The following is a 577-nucleotide window of genomic DNA, read 5'->3' as shown; positions in this document are numbered from 1 at the left end:
TCATGGCCTCCGCCACGGCGGCGGGGTTGTCCCCCTGGTGGGCGGTTTCGGTCTCAAACCCCAGCTCCGCCAGCCGGGCGGCCAGCAGCATCTGGTTGGAGCCGTAGATTTTCCCGGCGGGGAGGGGCGTTCCGGGGGACACCACCTCGTCCCCGGTGGTGAGCAGGCCCACTCTGGGCCGGCGGTACACCTCCACCTCCGTGAGCCCGGCGCCGGCCAGCACCCCCAGGGCGGCGGCATCCAGCCGGGTGCCCTTTTCCAGCAGTCGGACACCCTTCCGGTAGTCCTCCCCCTGGCAGATATAATTCTGGAAGGGCTTCAGGGAAACGAACACGGAGACTGGGTCCCCCCGGTCGGTGTCCTCCTGGGGTACCACGCAGTCACAGCCGGGGGGCAGCATGGCCCCCGTCATGATCTGTACCGCCTGACCGGGGCCCACGGAAATTCTGGCTTCGTCCCCGGCATACACCGTGTCCACCACCTCCAGCACGGCGGGGTGTTCCCGGTTCGCCCCCGTCAGATCAGCGGAGCGGAGGGCGTAGCCGTCCAGGGGGGAGCGGTCAAAGGGGGGCTGATC

General features: G+C 69.3%; 1 pseudogene. It reads right to left on the bottom strand.

The window, feature by feature from the left end:
* Positions 1-577 (bottom strand): annotated as a pseudogene (locus B5F88_RS20025) (molybdopterin molybdenumtransferase MoeA); the annotation flags it as partial.

The organism is Flavonifractor sp. An306, from assembly GCF_002159455.1.
GTDB lineage: Bacteria > Bacillota > Clostridia > Oscillospirales > Oscillospiraceae > Flavonifractor.
Note: the sequence above shows the minus strand (reverse complement) of the source record. Positions and strands in the feature narration are given on the sequence as shown.